Origin of the sequence: Arthrobacter sp. KNU-44 (assembly GCF_051843155.1) — a bacterium.
Taxonomy (GTDB): domain Bacteria; phylum Actinomycetota; class Actinomycetes; order Actinomycetales; family Micrococcaceae; genus Arthrobacter.
In genome coordinates this window covers 4,613,882-4,633,170 of sequence record NZ_JBPXNG010000002.1, presented here as the reverse complement: position 1 = coordinate 4,633,170, position 19,289 = coordinate 4,613,882, and the positions used below count along the sequence as shown (strand labels likewise).

Sequence of the window (19,289 nt, the reverse complement as noted above, 5' to 3'; positions counted from 1 at the left end):
CTCATGACAACCTCAACAGCACCTCCAGCGCCGGTAAGCCCCTCACCCCGGTCCAAGAAACAGGTACCCCACAACGTCAAGACGTCCCGACGAGCCGCATGGATCTTCGCTCCCAGCCTCCTGGTAAGCTTCGTCTTCGTCTACGTCTTCATCGGCGTCACCGTCTATATCTCCCTTTCGAACTGGAAGATCGGCACAAGTCCGGATCTGAGCATCCGCCAGCCATTCGGAGGGACCTACGGCGAGATCGTCCAGGAACAGCGCTTCCAGGCCGATATCCGCAACGTCGTGATCTTCACAATTGTCTTCCTGGTCCTGGCCATCCTCGGCGGACTGGTTGCAGCCCTCTTCATCCACCACGTCGCGGTAGGCAAAGGCCTGTTCCGGACGGTTTTCCTCCTGCCCTACGCCTTGTCCTTCATCGTCACCGGTGTTGCCTGGCGCTGGATCTTCTCGCCCTCCACCGGGATCAACGAAATCCTGCGGAACATGGGGATCCAGAATCCCCGTGGCTGGACAACCGACACCACCGTCCTCGGTGCCCTGAATGACCCCACCGGCACTGACTTCCTGAAGGTCCAGTTCGGTATTCCCGTCGCCCTGCTGCCCATCATCTTCGCCGCCGCCTGGCAGCTCGTCGGTTTCGCCATGGCCATGTACCTGGCCGGCCTTGCCTCCATCCCGGAGGAACACCTGGAAGCCGCAAGCGTCGACGGTGCCAACACCTGGCAACGCCTGCGCCACATCGTCCTTCCCCAGCTGTGGCCCTCGACCATCACCTGCTTCGTGCTCCTGCTTCACGTGGCGTTGAAGATCTTCGACCTCGTCATCGCGATGTCAGGCTCCGGCCCCGGATTCGTCACCGATGTCCCCGGCATCTACATCTACAACTACCTCACCAGCCGCTACGACAAAGCCTCAGCGATGGCGATCATCCTGCTCCTGCTGACGCTCGTGGTGATCGTCCCCTACCTCATCCGCGGCTACCGGAAAGAGCGGAAGGCATAGAAATGGCCGTCGAAACACTTCAACCGAGCACGCCCGCCGGCGAACAACGCCGTCGGCCCGGCGCCAAGGCCCGCAAGCCCCGTTCGTGGAAAATCCCCAAGACCCCTGGCGGCTGGATCGTCCTAGCAGTCTGCGCCGTAGCCACCCTCGGCATGTTCATGCCGGTATATGTCATCATCTCCACGGCATTGTCAGGAAGCAGCGGAGCACCTAACTTCTTCCTCGCATTCCCCGACGCGCCCAGCCTGGATGCCTTCAAAGGCGCGTGGACAAAGCTTCACGGATCCCTGATCAATTCACTCCAGATCACCGTCCCGGCGGCATTGATTTCGTGCCTGCTCGGTTCAATCAACGGATACATCCTGTCCAAGTTTCCGTTCAAAGGGTCCAACGCCCTTTTCACGGTCCTCCTGGTGGGGATGTTCATCCCGTTCCAGGCTGTCATCATCCCGGTCTTCCAGTTCCTGAACATGCTGCACCTCCAAGGCAGCATCGCCGGCCTGATCGTGGTCCACATCATCTACGGCATCCCGATCACCACGCTGATCTTCCGCAACTACTACGAAGGTATCCCCAGCGCTATCATCGAGGCGGCAGCCATCGACGGCGCGGGGATCTGGAAGACCTACTTCAGGGTGATGCTCCCGCTCTCCGTTCCCGGGTTCGTCGTCGCAGGAATCTTCCAATGCACCAACATCTGGAACGACTTCCTCTTCGGCTTCATCCTGGCTTCCCCGGCCGCTTGGCCGGCCACCGTCACGCTGAACAACCTCATCGGCACGACGACCGTCAACTACTCCGAACTGATGGCCGGCGCCGTGCTGGTCGCCGCCCCCACTGTCGTGCTCTACCTAGTCCTGGGCAGGTTCTTCGTCAGCGGCCTCACCGCGGGAGCCGTGAAATGACTGTGCTTGATGTCCTGTGTGTCGGAGAAACCATGGCCGTCGTCACCCCTGCGAAAGCCGAACCACTACGCGAAGCCGAGGAATGCCTACTTGGTTTCGGGGGAGCGGAGTCCAACGTCGCCGCGCACCTGGCCGAATTCGGGTACCGTGCAGGCTGGGCCAGCCGGTTAGGAATGGATCCGTTCGGCGATCGCATCGCCGAGGGCCTGGCCGCCCGCGGAGTGGATGTCAGCAGGGTGGTCCGGGACCCGGCGTCCAGCACGGGAGTGTATTTCAAAGACCCGGATCTGGGCCACGGAGCCCGCACTCTCTATTACAGGGCAGGTTCCGCGGCCTCCCGCATGGCACCGGAGGATTCCCGCGCTTGGATCCTGGAGCAGACAGGCTGGATCCACACGAGCGGAATCAACCCAGCCCTGTCGGGCAGCTGCTCGGAACTCACCGAGCACCTTCTCAGCCAGGCCCGCTCCGGAGGGTACAAAGTGTCCTTCGACGTCAACTACCGCCCGGCATTATGGAACGTTCACGTCGCAGCTCCGCGACTCCTCGAACTGGCCTCCATGGCTACCGTGGTCCTCGTCGGCCTCGACGAAGCCCAAACCCTGTGGGGCTGCTCCACCGCGGAAGACGTCTCGGTACTCCTTCCCGCGCCACGGCACCTGGTCATCAAGGACTCGGCAACCGAAGCCGTGGAATTCATCCGCGAACCAGGCAAGGAAGAATCGGTCTTCCGTGTCCCCGCACACCGGGTGGACGTCGTCGAACCCGTCGGCGCCGGCGACGCGTTCGCCGCCGGGTACCTCGCCGGGCTGCTCCGCGGAGACGAACCGGTCGAGAGATTGGCCCTCGGCCACTCCTTCGCCGCGTGGACCCTGGGTAGCCGCGCGGACTTCAGGCCAGGTCACGGAACAAAGCCCCGGATGTACCAGCCCCAGGAGACACCGGCAGCCGCCACGTAAGTCTCACCGCCGGAACCCTGCCCCCACTGGCACCACCTCCCAAGGAGAACACCTTGCTACACAAACACCCCAACAACTGGTTTGCCGATGACTTCTTCAAAGTCCCGGTGATCGCCGTGCTCCGCGGCCTCACCCCCGCAGAGGCGGTCAGGTCTGCCACGCGGGCCTGGGACGCCGGCGTCGAGCACGTCGAAGTCACCATCGAAACACCAGACGCGGTCCCGACGCTGGCCGCCGTCGCCAGCGAAGCCGCCGAAAGAGGGCTCGCCGTCGGCGCCGGAACCATCATCCGCCCCGAACAACTGGCCGCCGCCGCATCAGCCAACGCATCGTTCACCGTCTCGCCAGGCCTGGATGAAACGGTCCTCCAGGAAAGCATCCGACGCGGCCTCCCACACCTGCCCGGAGTGGCCACCCCCAGTGAGATACTCCGCGCGAAGGCCCTCGGCTTGACGTGGCTCAAGGCGTTCCCGGCCTCTCTGCTCGGACCCGAATGGATCAGGGCCATGAAAGGACCCTTCCCGGACATGCAGTTCGTCGCAACCGGAGGCATGAAAGCCGCGACAGCCGCTTCGTACCTCTCTGCGGGAGTCAGCGTCGTCGGGCTAAGCTCCGACTTCTCCTCCGACGCCGGTGCAGCGTCCGTGCGCGAACTCCTCGCATCCGTCTCAGACGCGAGCGCTCCACACTGAACCCATCGAACCGGGGGCCCAGCGAGGGTCCCGAACCGCCCGGTCGCGGGACTATCATCACATCAACGTCTCGTTGGCCGGGGGCCAGACATGCCAAGAACGGATACTGCCATGACTTCTGACAAGACGGACCGCCTTCAGGCGGTCCTGTGGGATATGGACGGCACGCTCGTGGACACGGAGCCCTACTGGCTGGCTGCACAAACAGAGCTCGCGCAAGAACACGGAATCACGTGGACCACCCACGACGCCCGGGCCACAGTCGGGCAGGCAATGCCCGTGACGGCGGCAATACTGAGGGAAAGCGGGGTGGCCCTCTCCGTCACGGAGATCATCGATGACCTCGTCGAACGCGTTGTCGCAAAACTGCAGGGCGGAATCCCTTGGCTTCCGGGGGCGGAACGGATCCTGGCCGAACTCGTCGCCCAGCACATTCCTTCCGCGCTGGTGACCATGGCCTTCAGCCCCGTCGCTACCCGCGTGGCCGCAGCCGCACCCATCGGAACCTTCCACGCAGTGGTCGCCGGAGATTCGGTCCCGCAAGGCAAACCCCACCCGGCCCCATACCTCGCCGCAGCAGACCTCCTGGGCGTTGACCCTGCGCACTGTGTCGCGGTGGAGGACTCAGTCAGTGGCACCACCAGCGCCCAGGCCGCGGGCATGGAAGTCGTAGTTGTGCCCGGGATCGTGCAGCCGCCACCCGGACCCGGGCGTCACTTCGTCGCGTCGCTCGAGGACCTTACAGTGGAGTGTCTTCGCGGCATTCTTGGTGATCCGGGCGCCGGCGACCTCCGGCCTGCATCCGAAGCCTGAACAAAACGCGCACCCCTCCGCGTGCGCGCCCACTGGCTCAACGCTACGCAACGTTCGATGGCCCTCGGGGATATGCGTGCAGTCGGTTGGCGAGGGCCGGTTGCTTCCCTAATACCGACGAGAAACCGCCGGCGATCTTGAGTAACGCACGGAATGCCGCTTAGCCGGCAAGAGACTTTCCGCTGGTCATTAGCGACTTTTCTGCTCGGGCGAGACAGCGTTGCTCGTCTTGGCACCTGCCGAGTGCGGCAAAACTATCTGCCGCCTCCCGAAACAGGGCGATGGCTTGATTCTCGTGACCCTCGGCGCGGCGCAGGATGGCTCGTGCTTCCCAGAGGGCGGCGTGCCATGGGCCGCCAGGCCACATGCCGGCGAGCTGTTCGGCTTTGGCAAGCCGACGACGTGCGGCGTCCAGCTTTCCTGCCAATGCAAAATTCCTCGATGCGGCGACTTGATAACCCATCGAGCACGGTGGACAGACGCTTCTACCGGCCAGGACGGCGTCAGCTCGCTCGATGATGTGGACTGCTTGCTCCGGAGTTCCGGCTGCCTCGGTAAGCACCTCGTACAAGCGAACAACGAGGTGCGGCTCAAGCCACGTGGACGCGGCGGCAGGCAAGGCGCGACTTGCTGCCCGAGCGGCCTCCGCCGGCCGATCCTGTGCGAGGTCAACCTCAGCCAGTCGTTGCAATGCGACGATCTCGCCGGCCCGGGCCCCGGCCTCCCGGTGCAGCTCGAACGCGGACTGGAGCAGGCTGCGCGCGTCGCCGAGTTCACCGGAGAACAGGGCCGCTTCGCCTAGCAACAGGTCCGCGATGGCCTGGCCACGCACCGAGCCTGCTCGCTCGGCAATCGTGCGCAGACGCGCTACTCGCCGCGCAATGTTCCGATACCCGTCCGGCCCACACAAGCAGAACTCAGCGAGGCACAACTGTGCGTCGAGAATGTAGCCGGAGCGCGCGGAGCCGTGTCGCGTGAATTCCACGAACTCGGCCTCGAACTCCTCGGGCCAGCGGTTCTGCATGTTCGCCGCGATCGCCAGCACCGCGCTGGCCTCGCCGATCTCGCGGTCCAGGTTCGCTTCCAAGGCCAGCTCGCGTGCACGCCGCGCGTATGACGTTGCTTCGATGGGGTCGCCGGTGTTTAGAGCGATGAGGGCTCTGGCCAGCGTGGCCCGCGCGCGATTCTCCGCACGACGGCTGTCCCCGGCGATGGCCTTCTCGTAGACCGAGACCGTAGCCGCTCCTGGGCCGACACCCAAGTCGGCCCGCAACTGCCGGCAGAGTCGCTCGAACTGGCGGATCGCGCCTTGGCGGTCGCCCGCGTCGAGTGCGCGAATCATGAGTGCACGGTGGGCGTCCTCGTCCGTTGGGTCAGCCAGTACCACGTCGTCCCACCGCGCTGCGGCCTTGAGTAGACGCAGATGCAGCGTGCGCAACCGATCGCGGCGATCCTCGGCCCATACCGCGAATCGATCATCAGGAAGCAGGTCCCCTCGATAAAGGGCGAGCGCCTCGGCAGCGCCGGCCGAGGCGGCGAGCGCGGCGCGCCCGACCGACTCGAATCGTTCCGCGTCGATTGAGATCTCGGCATCGGGAACCAACACCAGAAGGTCTCCGCGCGCCTGCACGGCCTCCGGCGATCCGAGGGCGGCCCGCGCGAAATGCATTGCCTTGCGTAGGTTCGAAGCAGCGGCTTGTGTCCTGAGATCGGGCCAGAGCAGGTCGGCGACGACGTCCCTGTGCAGCCGGTGCCCTTCGGCGAGCGCGAGGATCTTGACGAGCCCGGCCGCTTTGGTGCGTTTCCAGGCGTCCTCTGGAACCGTGCGGCCGTCAACCTCGACACGGAACGCGCCCAGCATGACGACGGCGCAGGTCTCCATGCCCTCATGGTATCCGGGGGAACGGTGGGGGAACAGGGTTGCGTTACCGTCAGAAATGACGGCGAGCCAATTGGCTCCGTCATCACATCACAACGCACAGGAGGACACGATGGGACTGCAACTCGGAGAGATCGCACCCGATTTCTCCGCCAAGACGACTGCTGGAGACATCCGCTTCCATGATTGGCTCGGAGACGCATGGGGAGTGCTGTTCTCGCACCCGAAAGACTTCACCCCGGTCTGCACAACCGAACTCGGGTACATGGCCAAGATCAAACCCGAGTTCGACAAGCGCGGAGTCAAGATCATCGGCCTCTCCGTGGACTCGACAGTCGATCACGAGCGGTGGAGCGCCGACATCGAAGAGACGCAGGGAACTCGCCTCAATTACCCCTTGATCGGCGACGAGGATTACACCGTGGCGAAGCTTTACGGCATGCTCCCGGCAGCCACGTCTGGGGACGCCAAGAGCCGTACGCCCGCGGACAACCAGACCGTCCGCAACGTGTTCGTCATTGGGCCGGACAAGAAGATTAAGCTGATCCTTGTCTACCCCATGACGACTGGACGCAACTTCGATGAAGTGCTTCGCGTAGTCGACTCACTTCAGCTCACTGCAAAGCACCGGGTCGCGACGCCGGTCAATTGGAAGCAAGGCGAGGACGTCATCATCGCCGGCTCCGTCCCGAACAGCGAGGCCCGGGAGATCTTTGGCGATTGGAAAGAGCCCAAGCCATACATTCGGGTCGTTCCGCAGCCCGTGTGATGGAACCTCGGACGATAGACGGTGACGGTCTGTCGAACCGCGAGCACGGCGGGTGGACCAGCGCCCGCTCGCCGTCGTGTTCGTGGCGGTCGGGGGGAGAAGGGGGTGACGGTATAGGGAATCGTTCTGGTGCGATGCCTTAGGAGATGGCGGCGCAGACGTCCACCGCTTGGCCGGAGGTCCTGAACCCGTTAGCCCGTAAGTTTCACCCGCCGCACCCGGGTAATGACGGTTGGGCAGGGCAGGGACCTGAGTACCGTGTGGGCAGTCGATCCCATGAGGAGGCGTTTGAAGCTGCCCTTTCCACGGCTTCCCAGCACCAGCAACCTGGCGTTGGCGGCGGCATCCGTGAGTGCTTCCGCCGGTTCGTTGTTGGACACCAGAACCTGATGGACAACCATATCGGGGTAGTTTTCGGCCAGACCGGCCACGGTCTCGGCGAGGACGATTCGTTCTTCTTCCAGGGTGGTCTCGGCAACGTCGGCCGCCGGCATGACGCGCTGAATGAGCGGCGGGGCGAGGACGGCGTGAACTACTGTCAGCTCCTCCTTGTCCCTGTCCGCTTCTTCGGCCGCGAAGGAAACCGCCTGCGTTGATTCTTCGGAACCGTCAGCGCCGACCACGATGCCGCGGCGCTCCGTCATGTCCTGCTCCCCGACTACTGCCACAGGGCACAGCGCGACGGCGGCGATTTGCAGCGCCCTGTCAGCCACGGGTCCTCCAGGCCAGTTATGCCCGGTTCCGATGACAACCATCGAGGCGCCTTTCGAGTGCTTCCTGAGCGCCTGCCCGGGGCTACCGGAGAACAGTAAAGTCTTTACCTGGACCGACGGCTCCAATTCGCCTGCATATGCTGCGGTTTTGCTCAGCAGCTCGTTTGCTGCGGATCTGACCACCTCGCTCGAACTGTCTGATTCGTCAAGCCATCGACTGTCGACCGCGTGAACGAGCAGCACCGGTAGTTTCCGTCGTGCCGCCCGGCCCATCGCCCAAGCCAACGAGGCCCGGCTCGCCCGGGTGTCAACGACGCCGACAACGATTGGTTTTTTCATGACTCTGTCCGCCTCCATGAAATGTGGCTCCCGCCGTCCGGGTGCTGTCCGCACCATTTTCTGCTCGTTCGGCCCGGCCCGGCAGGGCCGGAAGTCCCGCAAATGAAGCTTTTGCGGGCGCCGCGGCCAGTGACCGAACGCACTCGGGATCCCAACATCGTCACTCGCCCAAGAAGGGGCTTTGTGCCCTGTTCTGACAGGCCGGACTGCGCCTAGCATGCCGGTGTCGAATAAGTCCGCATGGAAGGGCTTGAATCATGTCCAGCTATCAGCCTCAGAATTTTCCCCCGGGTGGAGTCCCGCTTGAGCTGCCATACTATGGAGCCCCGCCGATCGAAGCCGTCAAACGATTCTGGAAGAAATACGCAATCTTCCACGGGCGGGCGAGCCGCAGTGAGTATTGGTGGTGGTTCCTCGCCTCAGCCGTCGTCTCAGGGGTCATCAATGCAGCCGGTGCGACAGCGAACGGCAACACCAGCACCTCGACGGCCCTTGGCGGCCTGTGGTTCCTGGCGACGATCGTGCCTTCGCTCGCCTTGGCTGCACGGCGCCTGCACGATGCGAATCTGAGTGCGCTCTTTTTGTTGCTCGCCCTGGTGCCTGTGCTCGGATGGATCGCGCTGCTTGTGTTTGTGCTGCTGCCAGCCAATCCCAGGGGGCAGCGCTTCGACCGACTGGTGCAGGCATATCCGCCGCCATATCCGCCGAACCCGCCGCAGCCGTATCCGCCTCAGGCTTGAGGCTCAGGCAATGTCGGAGGAGGCTAGGCTTCGGTTCGCATGTGTTCCCACTCATCGAGGAGCCCCGGCATCCGGGTCATGAGGAACCGGTAGAAGGCGCCCATGTCGGTGACCCTTGCCTTGGCCGCTGACCCTTCCGGGAGGCTTGACGCGGTGGAGTCGGCGAGGTCCGCGAGGCGCTTGTACACGGGGTTCTGCCGGAGGGAGGCGACGTACCACGCGTCGTCGGGGAGGGCGTAGCGGTCGCGGCGGCTTCCGGGCTGCGAGACCCGGTGCACGAAGCCGACGGTCTGCAGGTACCGCACGGCTCCGGAGACGGCGGCGGCGCTCGCGCCCAGTATCTCGGCGAGCTCGGCTGCGGTCAGGGAGCCGTCGTCGGAGACCACAAGGGCCATGAGGGCGCGGGCCGGCATCTTGGGGAAGCCCGCGGCCGTGAGTACAGCCGCGGATGTCTCGGCGGCGTCGGGCATGCGTTTGCTCCCTGGAACTGTCACGCCGTGCCTACCTCCCGGCTGCGCACGGCCACGAGCGAGAATGCCGTGAGGACTGCGGCAACGCCGAGCATCCAGAAGCCCCCGCTCCAGTCGGTCCCGATATTGGTGGTGACGGGGCTGTGGGTAAAGGGTGAGAGGTCCCGGAGGGTCTGGTCAAGGCCGAGCATGCCGCCGTAGATCCCGAGGACGACGCCGACGCCCAGAAGCGCCCACGCGGCAGGGATGGTGGCACGGGGCCAGACGACGAAAACGGCGGCGGGAAGTGCAAGGTAGATGAGTGCTGCTGGGACCTGGTCGACGGCAGTCTGCCACACATCGCCGACGGCGCTTGAGGTGTCTCCGAACGCAATGAGGGAGAGCCACGCTCCAAGGGCCGTGAACGCCATGACGAACACGACCGAGACGGCGCCGAGGCCGAGGAAGCTCCCGAGCCAGCGCATCCGGCTCACCGGCCCCGCCACGACCGCCTCGGCGGTTCCGGCTACCTCCTCCTGGCGCAGGCGGAGGATGGCCTGGAGGCCGCACACGGCGGCAAGTATTCCGGCTACCTCGAACAGTGCGGCGACGAGGAGCTGGGTCATTGATGTACCCTGTGCCTCGATCATGCCGCGAAGGACGGCCGTGATTTGGGGGTTGGAGGTGATTGAGGACTGGATCGCGGACCCGAGCGAGCCCGTGAGCAGGCCGGTCGCGAGGCCGCCGATGCACCAGCCGATGATCGCGCCTTGCTGCAAGCGCAGCGCGAGGGAGAAGCTCCCTCGCAGCCAGGGTCTGGCGTCGGCGCGTCCGGATCGCCCGGCGAGCACGCTCGCCCCGACGTCCCGGCGCGCCATGATTGCTACGACGGAGACGGTGCACGCCGCCCATAGTGCGAGGGGAAGGAGCAATGGCCACCATCGGTTGCCTGTGTAGGCGAAGGTTTGTTGGCCCCAGCCAATGGGGGAGATCCAGCTCGGCCATGCGGCCGTCACAGTCGTCCCGTCGGGACCAACCTGTCCGGTGGCGTCGCCGAAGCCGCGCAGCAGGTACGCGAGCATCACGAGAGCGGACGAGATGCCGTTGGCCCCCCGTGATGTGCTGAAGAACTCGGAGGCCAGCAGGCCGACGCCGAGGAAGGCGAAGCCCACGGCGCCCGTAGCGAAGCCTGCCACAAGCGAGCCGGCCGGGTCGAGCCCTCCGGCCGCGAAGCCGAGTGCCGTAGCGACGGCCACGAGCACGTTGGCCACCGCGCCGTGAAGGACAGTTGCGCCGAGCGGGGCCCACCGTCCGGCTGCCGTCGCGGACACGAGCTCGGCCCGGCCTGACTCCTCTTCTGCCCGGGTGTGCCGGACGGCCATGAATGTATTCATGAGTCCGGCAAGGACGCCCAGGAATGCGAAGATTTCGAAAAACGTGAACGAATCGAGCGCCGGACCGCGGGGGAGGCCGCGCAGCACAAGGATCGCGGGAGCCGCGGTCGCGAGCTGAAGCACCTGTGCGCGCGTCGCGTCGTCGCCGAAGGTCTTCGCTATGGCCGCGACGGCGAATAGTGCGAGCACTCCGATCGAGAGGACCCAGACAATGACCTGCCAGCGGTCGCGGCGTAACCGCTGCCGGTACAGGATCCACAGTGCGCCCATCTCAGGCTCCCGCCGCGGCGCGGTGGCGCCTATGGTGGCTGCCGCCGTCGTCCGCTGCCTGCAGGGCAGGCGGGGTGACCGTGTCGCCGTAGTGGCGCAGGAAGAGTTCTTCGAGCGACGGCGGAGCGATGAGCAGGCCTTTGACCCCGAGGCTGCCCAGAAGCGGCAGGACCTCGTGGACGCGATCGGAATCGGCGCCGAACTTGACGCGCCCGTCGGCCACGGTGAGATCGTGGACCTGCGACAGCGTGTCCAGTGCGTGGGTGTCAACACTGTCCTGGGCGAACGAGATTTCCGTGCGGGTGAGGTGGCGCAGTGCGTCGAGTGTGCCGCCGTCGACGATCCGGCCGGCGCGGATGATGCTTACGCGGTCGGCGAGCTGCTCGACTTCGGAGAGGATGTGGCTTGAGAGCAGGACTGTGGCGCCGTTCTCGCGCACGATCCGCCGGATCTCGCGCGTGAAGACTGCCTCCATGAGCGGGTCAAGACCGCTCGTCGGCTCGTCGAGGAGATACAACTCAGCGTCCATGACGAGGGCGGAGATGAGCGCGACCTTCTGGCGGTTTCCTTTCGAGTAGGCGCGGCCCTTCTTGCCCGGGTCGAAGTCGAAGAGTTCGCAGAGGTGATGCTTGCGCTCCTTGTAGGTGACTTGGCCCACAGAGCTGCCACGGAGGCGGGAGAGGAGGTCGATGGCCTCGCCGCCAGAGAGGTTGGGCCAGAGGCTCACGTCTCCCGGGATGCTCGCGACGCGCCGGTGGAGTTCGACGGCGTCTGCCCAGGGATGCATGCCGAGGACTGTCGCGCTGCCCGACGACGGCCGGGCCAGGCCGAGAAGGATGCGTAGCGTGGTGGTCTTCCCCGCGCCATTCGGCCCGAGGAAGCCGTGGATCTCGCCTTCGTGGACCTCAAGGTCGAGGCCGTCGAGCGCTTTGACGCGCCCGAAGTTCTTGTGCAGGTCGACAGTCTGAATGACGGTGTCCATAACCACAAACGTACGGAGTTTTCACAAAGTATTGAATGGTCGAAAGGCCCTTGTGCTCCGGTGCAGTTCGTGCGTTGGCCTAGCGGTGCTTGTAGTAGTCCCTCCAGATCAGGCGGTGCACGGGTATGCGGCGGGGCAACGACCTGAGTCCGGGGATTAAGGGCACGAAGGTCAGGAGGAGTGTCAGGATCACCATGGAGAAGACGACGAGGACATCTGCGTTCGGCGCTGATTTGAAGGGTTCCACTTGGTAGAGGCCCGAGAAGAGCCACAGCCATGACTGGCCGGGGTAGTTGCCGGTTTCATTCATCATGCCCCACTGGTCGCCGGTCAGATGCTGGGCATCGGCGAGGCCAGGGAAGTAGCTGCCGTCGCCGAGGAACAAGATGCTGGCTTTGTAATCGGTGTTGTAGAACGAACCTCTTGCGCTCAGGACCGGATCAAGAGTCCCTTGCTGCGCCATGGCCAGAAGGGCTCCGGTGAGGGCCGGTACCGGGCCGTAGTCGCCGGGCGGAACCTTCGCCGGGTCGTTGTCCGGGGCTTTGCCGAGCGCGTCCCCGTACGCGGTGGTCCAGGCAGCGTGCTGGGCGTCGCTTGCCTTCGTCCATTCGTCGATCGCCGCCGGAGGCGCCGGTAAGGTTTGGAGTGGACCGATGACGAAGTCGTTGGCGGTGTCGATCGGAAGCCGTACGCCCGAAAGACTCTGCAGGTCGACCGGGCCGAGCCTTTGAGTGGCATCGGGCGTCGAATTGTACGGCGGTCCATACCCTGCGGTGCGGCTCGTGCCCCCGAGTTCCGTGGTGGCTGTCGCAACGAAGTCCGCGGGGTCGGCCATGGCCCAGGACTTCAGGGTCACACTCGGCTCGTCCGGCGAGCTGAAAACCGCCGAGAGTCCCAGGACAAGCAGGCAAACAACCACCAGCCCCGCAGCAAGTTCCTTGAACAGGTCGTATTCGCGCGTCGCGCCGGGCCATGGCCTGCTGGCGATGTCGTTTCTTGCGCGCCACGAGGTTGACGCCAGGGACTTTGTCACTTCGTGTCCTCGCTCTCGACAGCCGCATTTGGCGCCGCTGGGCGCAGCTGGGCGTCAGATTCCGCAGCCTCCAACGGGGGCACTACACCGTGCATCCGCACGAGAACAACATGGAGGGCGACGACGACGGCGACGGCCAGCGGGAGGAGCGTGATGTGCCACATGAGTATCTGGCCCAGATCGGCGACGTTGAACCACGCCCCCACACCGACGGCATTGAGGGCGTCTTTGGCTTGGAAGGCAATCCACTGCGAGTCGAAATTGGTCTGAAGCAGATAGCCGGTAAAGGCAGTCACGATCGAGACGACAAACGCGACCATCCCGGTGATCCAGGTCAGCACGCGCCCGCCCCGCCATGCAGCCATCCAGAATTTGCCCCAGAGGTGGATCACCATGAACATGAAGAACAGTTCAACGCTCCACAGATGGGTGCTGTTGATGAAACGCCCAAAGGCCGAGGCATGGAACCACGTGGGTCCGTTCAAGGCCAGCACGGCGCCGGAAGCGAGGACGTAGACGAACGCGGCAACGGCGCCCATGCCGAAGACGTAAATCCAGGACGACACGTAACTCGGCTGGCCTTCTGGAAGCAGCTTGTCCGGCGGTAGTCGGCGCAACGCCCAGCCTCGGGCCTTTCCTGTCCAGGTGGAGAATCGTGGTTCACCGTCGTCGGCAGTCGAAACCGGGCCGTGGTCCGCGGTCATTTCCGTTTCCTTCCGCGCGGAAATGGAATCACCAACGCGAGAATGAATAGCACGACCATCGTGGCAATGACCACCAGATTGCCGAATTGGATCAGGAAGTCACCCCACTGGAAATAGATTCCGGTATCCGCCTGTTTTATTCCGAGCATCACGGCCTCTTTCGATGAAAGCGAACCTTCTATGGGAAGCCTTCCTATGAATGACGCTACAAGCTTGCCGGTCAGTAGACACGGGTCCAAGGACCCTATTGGATGACGCCGGCCGCGCGCATGCTGGAATGGCTTGGAATGCCGACCATCGAAAGGACCCACCATGTCACCGGATACCGCAAACCCCGTGGAAGTCCTGAACGAAGAAGAATGCTGGAATATCCTTTTGGGTGCTACGTTGGGGCGGTTGGCACTAAGCATCGCCAACGAACCGGAGATCTATCCGATCAACTTCGTCGCCCACGACGGAAAAATCCTCCTCCGCACGAATCCCGGGGAGAAGCTGTTCGCACTCACGATCAATGACAAAGTTGCGTTGGAGACCGACGGGGTCGGTAGCCAATCCGTCTGGAGCGTCGTGGTCAAAGGCAACGCACGGCAGCTTGAGTCCGGTGCCGAGATTGAAGCGGCCGAAAGGATTCCCCGCCAGCAATTGACCTCTACAAAGAAGCGGGTTTTCGTTGAGATCGTCCCGACGTCAATCACCGGGAGGCGCATTCACCGGGGACCGGAGAACGACGAGTTGGCCCCTGGCGACCTGTACTGAACACATCTGATTCACCGGGACACATCTGATTCACCGGCGGCCCGGGCTGGGTCGACGCACCAGCAGGACCGGGCAGCTTGCGTGATGAAGCACAGCATGGGCGGTCGAACCGATGGTGCCCCGAACGAGTCCGTGTCCCTGGGTCCCGACGACGATGATGGAGGCATCTTGAGCCTCCGCCAAAATTGTGCCAGGGATGGACGTGCCGATCGGTGATCTCATGTCGAGATCGAGGCCCGGAAATGTGTCGTGGGCGCTCCGCTCGGCGGCGTCGAGAAGCGACTGGACCCGGGGTTCCTGTGGGCCTTGAGTCGAGATGCCCGCTTCAGAGATGGGGCGCGGAATCCGGTGCTTCTTCCGGACGTGCACCATTCGAAGGGCTGCACCGGCCAATGCGGCTAGCTTGCACGCCTGCCGAAGCGGTAGCTCCCAATCGTCGAAGTCGACGCCGACTACAATTGGACCGCCCAGGTGTTCTCCGCCACGGATGACAGCGACGGGGCAATCGGCTGTTGCCGCTAGTTCCAAGCTGACGGAGCCGATCAGTAGTCCCATGAAACCCCCCGCGCCCCTGGTTCCGACGACCAGCAATTCGGCGCCGGAAGAGAGTGTCCTGAGGTGTTCGGCCGGCCACCCATAGAACAGCGTCGTCTTGACAGCCAATCCAGGAACCGCATCGTGGATCCGTGCCACGCCCTCGGCAAGAATGTCCTCGGCCGCGCGTCGCAAACCGCTGCCTTCGACGCCCGGCACGGGACCCAGATCGCGGGTGATTGCCGGCCACAGGGTGCTGTGGACCAGATGAAGTCCGCAGTTCCGCCGAACCGCCTGAAGGGCAGCCCATCGGACTGCCGGGACAGCTGCGGCGGACCCGTCGTAGCCAATGATGATTTCTTCCGCGGTGTCCATGGTCTCCCTACCCGCGAGCGTGCTTGAACGTGGAATGGCTTCGGGCTCACGCCAGATGTGGGTTCACTCCAGATGCACGTGGCGGCCGGTGACCTCGTGAGCCTGGATCCGGACAAAGAGATTCCGTTCTCCGCCGGCCCACGGCTCCGCCATGACCTTTCCCCATAACCTGGTCAGCAGATCCTGATCCTCAACACGGGACGAAGCCCCGCTGACGAGCACAGACCAACCCTCGCTGCGATCGGCACGTGAATCGTCGATCTGAAACGACGAGCCGAGAGAGGGGACTGCCTCAGCGATAGATCCATCCCCGGCCGTGCGGAAGTAAATGGACTGGCCGTCGACCAGATAGTTCACCGGAAGGATCACCACCCTGCCTTGCTGGACAAAGCCGAAACGCCCGGTGGTGTTTGAGCGCAGGAGATCCCAGCACTGTTCCTGGCTGAGTTCTTCCGCGACGTGCAGTCCGCCGTCAACGCGGCCTGCGTCCATGCTGGGGAGTGACATGTCTGCTCCTATGTTCGTCTAGGTCTATTCCTTTTTCGGGCACACGATCGCGGGTATGAAGACCTGCAACTTCCTGCAGCCTATTGAGCGCCCTTCTCCTGCTGTAGGGCCGAAAGGCCCGGCGGTGTGACTAAATACCCTGTGGAAGGGTCCGGAAACCGGCGACACTGGACGCAGGTTCACAATCCGAATTCAAAGGGAGATCGGCCATGATGTGGGGATGGGGTGGAAACATCGGCATCGGCGGCTGGATCGCCATGGGGCTGATGATGTTTCTGTTCTGGGTTGGCATTGCCACCTTGGTGATCTTCCTACTGCGCGGGAACCGCGCGGGCGGATCGGGTTTCCAGGGGCCAACCGATGATTCCGAGCGTATCCTCAATGAGCGCTTCGCCCGGGGCGAGATCGACGAAACGGAGCTCACGGCGCGCCGCGCTGCTCTACGGCGCCGGCAGTGAGCACTGTTCCCGCAGGATCCGGGGCTACTTTCCGGGCGTTTCGCCGGCTCTGGAACCGATGAAGGGCTTCGACAACGAGGATTCCGCCGAGGGCACTTCCAAGCGCTGTCAGAAGAAGATCGTTCCGGGGCCATTCCAAGCCGAAGAAGTCTTGGAGGAGGGGCATTGTCAGCACAAAGACCAGGCCCAGATACATCGCTCCGATGATGGCTGCGCGTCGCAGGTTGAGCGCGCGCGATGTCCGCTTCCTTAAGCGCCAGTGCGTCGTTGACCCCGTCCCCGGTCATGGCGACAGTATGGCTTCCCCGCTGCAGTGAAAGAACCATATCCCTCTTCTGTTCCGGGGTGACCCGTCTGTTGGGTCACAGTTCTCCGCACTCCTCCTCGACGGCACCTTCCTTTCCCGCCCGCTAGGGAAGGTGCGGCGTCCAGACCCAGTCCCGGATTTCCGGGAGGTCTTCGAAATGCTCCCGGATGTATCGCGCATGTGCATCCAGTTGTCTGCGGCAGTAGTCGACGAGTTCATCTGCGCCCCTGACTTGCCGGTGGACGCGACGCAGCGCTTCGAGGACCAGGTGGTAGCGGCTCATCTTGTTCAGGACCACCATGTCGAAGGGGGTAGTTGTGGTTCCTTGTTCGTTGTAGCCGCGGACATGGAACCGTTCCGGGCGGGGTCTTCCATGCAGGAGTTGGTGCAGGGCCCGGGCGTAGCCGTGCCAGGCCATGATGACTTCTCCGTCTACCGTGAACAGCTCTTCGAACTTCTCACCGGACAGCCCGTGGGGATGGGTGTCGCGGGGCGGGAGGACCATGGCATCCATGACGTTGACAACGCGGACCACAAGTCCGGGCAGATGCTCTTGCAGCAGCCAGGCTGCGGCCAGTGTCTCCTGAGTGGGGATGTCCCCTGCACAGGCCAGGACGACGTCGGGCACTGCCCGGGCGCCGTCGGGCTGCTCGTTCCCTGCCCAAGACCAGATGGACGCTCCTGCCGCGGCGTGGCGCCTCGCCTCCTCCAAGGTGAGGTACTGCGGGTGCGGCTGTTTGTCTACGACCACCAGATTGACGTAGTCCTTGCTGCGAAGGATGTGGTCGGCGGTGACGAGGAGGGTATTTGCGTCCGGTGGCAGGTAGACACGGGTGACGGTGCCCGACAGGGACAACACCGTGTCGATCAGTCCGGGCCCTTGGTGGCTGAATCCGTTGTGGTCGTTGCGCCAGCAGGTGGAGGTCAGGAGAATGTTCAGGCTCGGAACGGGGGCTCGCCATTCAAGTTCCCTCGCATGCTGGAGCCATTTGGCGTGTTGGACGGTCATCGACGCGCTGACCATTGCGAAGGCCTCATAGCTGGCGAACAGTCCGTGGCGGCCTGTGAGGAGGTATCCCTCCAGCCAGCCCTGGCACAGGTGTTCGGACAGGACTTCCATGACCCTGCCTCCCGGCGATACGTGGTCTTCGGCCCGGGCATGATCGCCGGCCCTGGCCGGTTCCAGGAGGCAGCGGTCGGTGGCCTCGAAGACAGCACCGAGGCGATTGCTGTTGGTTTCGTCCGGGCAGAAGAGCCGGAACCGCGGATCCGGGATGGTCGCGACGTAGATGTCCCGGAGCAGTTCCCCGAGCGGCCTGGTGGTTTCGTGGACGACCGACCCCCGCGGGGCCGCCGGTACCGCGTATTGTTCCAGCTCGGGGATCTCAAGGGCAGTCCCGGTCCCGCCGCGTCCTGCACGGGTTGCGCCCATGCGGAGGCTGCCCTCCGGGGCGAGTGCGGCCAATTCGGGGACGAGCCGGCCTGTGCTGTCGAAGAGGGTTTCCGGCTGGTAGGAGCGCATCCAGGCCTCAAGCTGCGCCAGGTGTTCGGGATTCTCGCGAATGCTTGCCAGGGGCACTTGGTGGGAGCGAAAGGTTCCTTCAATGGGAAGCCCGTCCACTATGGCTGGCCCGGTCCACCCTTTGGGCGTCCGCAGGATGATGGCAGGCCATCGCGCCGGGCCGTGCACGCCCTGGCTACGCGCCGTGGATTGCAGTTCGCGGATGCGCCCATAAGACTCGTCCATCGCGGTGGCCAATGCGCGGTGGACAAGCACCGGGTCGTCGCCGGAAACTGTCACCGGATCCCAGCCATGGGCCCTGAGCAGCCCCTCCACATTCTCGTCGGATTTGCGGCCCAGGACGGTTGGGCCCGAGATCTTGTGCCCGTTCAGGTGGAGTATCGGCAGCACGGCGCCGTCCCGGGCAGGATTGAGGAACGATGGCGCCTTCCATGATGCTTCAAGCGGGCCGGTCTCGGCTTCGCCGTCACCGATGACGCAGGCGACAATCAGTCCGGGGTTGTCCATGGCCGCGCCTGTGGCGTGCATCAAGGAGTAGCCAAGCTCGCCGCCTTCGTGGATGGATCCGGGAGTGGCCGGGCCGACATGGCTCGCGATCCCGCCCGGCGTCGAAAATTGCCGGACAAGGCGCCGGAGTCCCTGGAGGTCCATCCCCACTTTGGGATAGATCTCCGAGTAGGTGCCCTCAAGATAGACGTTGGCGACGACGGCGGGACCGCCGTGGCCCGGACCAGCGACGAACAAGACTTCCGCCGAGGTTCGCCTGATCAGGCGGTTCAAATGGGCATAGATCAACGACAGCCCCGGGCTGGTTCCCCAGTGGCCCAGAAGCCGGGGCTTGATGTGGCGCGGGAGCAGCGGCTCTCTCAGAAGCGGGTTTTCCTGGAGGTAAATCTGGGCCACCGTGAGGTAATTGGCCGCGGACCAATACCGGTTCAACAGCTCCAAGTCTTCGCCCGACGCTGCGGTGACGGGGGTTCCGGTTTCCATGGGCTTGCCTCTTCCAGGTTCGACGGCGTGCCGAATGCACGCGTTTCCGGACCTGGACTGCATGGTCCTCACCGTGCTGGTCTTCACGGTGTCAGATACGCGGCGTGACGGTTAGGGCCATAGGGCCCTAGGCCGCGCCGCCACGGCACTGCTATCACAACTCCACGTAGCCATTTCCAACCGCTCGACAC

Annotated in this window: 19 protein-coding genes; 9 read left to right on the top strand and 10 right to left on the bottom strand. The window is 64.1% G+C overall.

Annotation, left to right across the window (positions count from 1 at the left end; all coding sequences use genetic code 11):
- Window positions 1-3 precede the first annotated feature (3 nt).
- From ACSVHC_RS22755 to ACSVHC_RS22735, 5 genes are all read left to right on the top strand, one after another.
- Window positions 4-1,008, top strand: coding sequence for a carbohydrate ABC transporter permease (locus ACSVHC_RS22755; RefSeq protein WP_439181330.1), 1,005 nt, complete (start codon window positions 4-6; stop codon window positions 1,006-1,008).
- 2 nt (window positions 1,009-1,010) lie between these two features.
- A complete protein-coding gene (locus ACSVHC_RS22750; protein ID WP_439181329.1) occupies window positions 1,011-1,913 on the top strand; it encodes a carbohydrate ABC transporter permease in 903 nt (300 codons plus the stop codon).
- The gene (locus ACSVHC_RS22745; RefSeq protein WP_439181328.1) at window positions 1,910-2,872 is read left to right on the top strand and encodes a sugar kinase; all 963 of its coding nucleotides are present in this window, start codon (window positions 1,910-1,912) and stop codon (window positions 2,870-2,872) included. The genes ACSVHC_RS22750 and ACSVHC_RS22745 overlap by 4 nt, the downstream gene beginning before the upstream one ends.
- Before the next feature lie 53 nt (window positions 2,873-2,925).
- Window positions 2,926-3,564, top strand: a complete 639-nt coding sequence (locus ACSVHC_RS22740; RefSeq protein WP_437773810.1) for a bifunctional 4-hydroxy-2-oxoglutarate aldolase/2-dehydro-3-deoxy-phosphogluconate aldolase — start codon at window positions 2,926-2,928, stop codon at window positions 3,562-3,564.
- Between the two features lie 111 nt (window positions 3,565-3,675).
- A complete protein-coding gene (locus ACSVHC_RS22735; RefSeq protein ID WP_437773811.1) occupies window positions 3,676-4,377 on the top strand; it encodes an HAD family hydrolase in 702 nt (233 codons plus the stop codon).
- A gap of 160 nt (window positions 4,378-4,537) precedes the next feature.
- Here the strand turns inward: ACSVHC_RS22735 and ACSVHC_RS22730 are convergent, their stop codons facing one another.
- Window positions 4,538-6,259, bottom strand: coding sequence for an AfsR/SARP family transcriptional regulator (locus tag ACSVHC_RS22730; RefSeq protein WP_437773812.1), 1,722 nt, complete (start codon window positions 6,257-6,259; stop codon window positions 4,538-4,540).
- A gap of 109 nt (window positions 6,260-6,368) precedes the next feature.
- Here ACSVHC_RS22730 and ACSVHC_RS22725 point away from each other — a divergent pair, with 109 nt between their 5' ends.
- Window positions 6,369-7,025 carry a peroxiredoxin gene (locus ACSVHC_RS22725; RefSeq protein ID WP_437773813.1) on the top strand — a complete coding sequence of 219 codons (657 nt, stop codon included), beginning with the start codon at window positions 6,369-6,371 and terminating at the stop codon, window positions 7,023-7,025.
- 191 nt (window positions 7,026-7,216) lie between these two features.
- On the opposite strand, the gene ACSVHC_RS22720 is transcribed toward ACSVHC_RS22725, so the two are convergent.
- Complete coding sequence (locus ACSVHC_RS22720; RefSeq protein ID WP_437773814.1) at window positions 7,217-8,077, bottom strand: universal stress protein; 861 nt, start codon at window positions 8,075-8,077, stop codon at window positions 7,217-7,219.
- 257 nt (window positions 8,078-8,334) lie between these two features.
- Here ACSVHC_RS22720 and ACSVHC_RS22715 point away from each other — a divergent pair, with 257 nt between their 5' ends.
- Complete coding sequence (locus ACSVHC_RS22715; RefSeq protein ID WP_437773815.1) at window positions 8,335-8,817, top strand: DUF805 domain-containing protein; 483 nt, start codon at window positions 8,335-8,337, stop codon at window positions 8,815-8,817.
- 23 nt (window positions 8,818-8,840) lie between these two features.
- On the opposite strand, the gene ACSVHC_RS22710 is transcribed toward ACSVHC_RS22715, so the two are convergent.
- From ACSVHC_RS22710 to ACSVHC_RS22690, 5 genes are all read right to left on the bottom strand, one after another.
- A complete protein-coding gene (locus ACSVHC_RS22710; RefSeq protein WP_439181327.1) occupies window positions 8,841-9,287 on the bottom strand; it encodes a GbsR/MarR family transcriptional regulator in 447 nt (148 codons plus the stop codon).
- A 20-nt stretch (window positions 9,288-9,307) separates the two neighbouring features.
- The gene (locus ACSVHC_RS22705) at window positions 9,308-10,930 is read right to left on the bottom strand and encodes an ABC transporter permease (protein ID WP_437773817.1); all 1,623 of its coding nucleotides are present in this window, start codon (window positions 10,928-10,930) and stop codon (window positions 9,308-9,310) included.
- Window position 10,931: 1 nt separating this feature from the next.
- On the bottom strand, window positions 10,932-11,912 hold the full coding sequence (locus ACSVHC_RS22700; RefSeq protein ID WP_437773818.1) for an ABC transporter ATP-binding protein: 981 nt from the start codon (window positions 11,910-11,912) through the stop codon (window positions 10,932-10,934).
- Window positions 11,913-11,991: 79 nt separating this feature from the next.
- Window positions 11,992-12,945, bottom strand: coding sequence for a hypothetical protein (locus ACSVHC_RS22695; protein WP_437773819.1), 954 nt, complete (start codon window positions 12,943-12,945; stop codon window positions 11,992-11,994).
- Window positions 12,942-13,649 carry a cytochrome b N-terminal domain-containing protein gene (locus ACSVHC_RS22690; protein ID WP_437773820.1) on the bottom strand — a complete coding sequence of 236 codons (708 nt, stop codon included), beginning with the start codon at window positions 13,647-13,649 and terminating at the stop codon, window positions 12,942-12,944. The genes ACSVHC_RS22695 and ACSVHC_RS22690 overlap by 4 nt, the downstream gene beginning before the upstream one ends.
- A gap of 312 nt (window positions 13,650-13,961) precedes the next feature.
- Between ACSVHC_RS22690 and ACSVHC_RS22685 the strand changes: the two genes are divergently transcribed.
- Complete coding sequence (locus tag ACSVHC_RS22685) at window positions 13,962-14,405, top strand: pyridoxamine 5'-phosphate oxidase family protein (protein WP_437773821.1); 444 nt, start codon at window positions 13,962-13,964, stop codon at window positions 14,403-14,405.
- A gap of 30 nt (window positions 14,406-14,435) precedes the next feature.
- On the opposite strand, the gene ACSVHC_RS22680 is transcribed toward ACSVHC_RS22685, so the two are convergent.
- Together ACSVHC_RS22680 and ACSVHC_RS22675 are read right to left on the bottom strand one after the other, a co-directional pair.
- Complete coding sequence (locus tag ACSVHC_RS22680) at window positions 14,436-15,314, bottom strand: universal stress protein (RefSeq protein ID WP_439181326.1); 879 nt, start codon at window positions 15,312-15,314, stop codon at window positions 14,436-14,438.
- A 63-nt stretch (window positions 15,315-15,377) separates the two neighbouring features.
- The gene (locus ACSVHC_RS22675) at window positions 15,378-15,821 is read right to left on the bottom strand and encodes a pyridoxamine 5'-phosphate oxidase family protein (RefSeq protein WP_437773823.1); all 444 of its coding nucleotides are present in this window, start codon (window positions 15,819-15,821) and stop codon (window positions 15,378-15,380) included.
- Between the two features lie 209 nt (window positions 15,822-16,030).
- Here ACSVHC_RS22675 and ACSVHC_RS22670 point away from each other — a divergent pair, with 209 nt between their 5' ends.
- On the top strand, window positions 16,031-16,279 hold the full coding sequence (locus ACSVHC_RS22670) for an SHOCT domain-containing protein (protein WP_437773824.1): 249 nt from the start codon (window positions 16,031-16,033) through the stop codon (window positions 16,277-16,279).
- A gap of 410 nt (window positions 16,280-16,689) precedes the next feature.
- Here the strand turns inward: ACSVHC_RS22670 and ACSVHC_RS22665 are convergent, their stop codons facing one another.
- Window positions 16,690-19,098, bottom strand: a complete 2,409-nt coding sequence (locus ACSVHC_RS22665; RefSeq protein ID WP_437773825.1) for a phosphoketolase family protein — start codon at window positions 19,096-19,098, stop codon at window positions 16,690-16,692.
- Window positions 19,099-19,289 lie beyond the last annotated feature (191 nt).

Excerpts from the sequence above, each read along its gene's own strand:
- ACSVHC_RS22755 (WP_439181330.1), top strand. The coding sequence starts at position 4 with ATGACAACCTCAACAGCACCTCCAGCGCCGGTAAGCCCCTCACCCCGG.
- ACSVHC_RS22750 (WP_439181329.1), top strand. The coding sequence starts at position 1,011 with ATGGCCGTCGAAACACTTCAACCGAGCACGCCCGCCGGCGAACAACGC.
- ACSVHC_RS22745 (WP_439181328.1), top strand. The coding sequence starts at position 1,910 with ATGACTGTGCTTGATGTCCTGTGTGTCGGAGAAACCATGGCCGTCGTC.
- ACSVHC_RS22735 (WP_437773811.1), top strand. The coding sequence starts at position 3,676 with ATGACTTCTGACAAGACGGACCGCCTTCAGGCGGTCCTGTGGGATATG.
- ACSVHC_RS22730 (WP_437773812.1), bottom strand. The coding sequence starts at position 6,259 with ATGGAGACCTGCGCCGTCGTCATGCTGGGCGCGTTCCGTGTCGAGGTT.
- ACSVHC_RS22725 (WP_437773813.1), top strand. The coding sequence starts at position 6,369 with ATGGGACTGCAACTCGGAGAGATCGCACCCGATTTCTCCGCCAAGACG.
- ACSVHC_RS22720 (WP_437773814.1), bottom strand. The coding sequence starts at position 8,077 with ATGAAAAAACCAATCGTTGTCGGCGTCGTTGACACCCGGGCGAGCCGG.
- ACSVHC_RS22715 (WP_437773815.1), top strand. The coding sequence starts at position 8,335 with ATGTCCAGCTATCAGCCTCAGAATTTTCCCCCGGGTGGAGTCCCGCTT.
- ACSVHC_RS22710 (WP_439181327.1), bottom strand. The coding sequence starts at position 9,287 with ATGCCCGACGCCGCCGAGACATCCGCGGCTGTACTCACGGCCGCGGGC.
- ACSVHC_RS22705 (WP_437773817.1), bottom strand. The coding sequence starts at position 10,930 with ATGGGCGCACTGTGGATCCTGTACCGGCAGCGGTTACGCCGCGACCGC.
- ACSVHC_RS22700 (WP_437773818.1), bottom strand. The coding sequence starts at position 11,912 with ATGGACACCGTCATTCAGACTGTCGACCTGCACAAGAACTTCGGGCGC.
- ACSVHC_RS22690 (WP_437773820.1), bottom strand. The coding sequence starts at position 13,649 with ATGACCGCGGACCACGGCCCGGTTTCGACTGCCGACGACGGTGAACCA.
- ACSVHC_RS22685 (WP_437773821.1), top strand. The coding sequence starts at position 13,962 with ATGTCACCGGATACCGCAAACCCCGTGGAAGTCCTGAACGAAGAAGAA.
- ACSVHC_RS22680 (WP_439181326.1), bottom strand. The coding sequence starts at position 15,314 with ATGGACACCGCGGAAGAAATCATCATTGGCTACGACGGGTCCGCCGCA.
- ACSVHC_RS22675 (WP_437773823.1), bottom strand. The coding sequence starts at position 15,821 with ATGTCACTCCCCAGCATGGACGCAGGCCGCGTTGACGGCGGACTGCAC.
- ACSVHC_RS22670 (WP_437773824.1), top strand. The coding sequence starts at position 16,031 with ATGATGTGGGGATGGGGTGGAAACATCGGCATCGGCGGCTGGATCGCC.
- ACSVHC_RS22665 (WP_437773825.1), bottom strand. The coding sequence starts at position 19,098 with ATGGAAACCGGAACCCCCGTCACCGCAGCGTCGGGCGAAGACTTGGAG.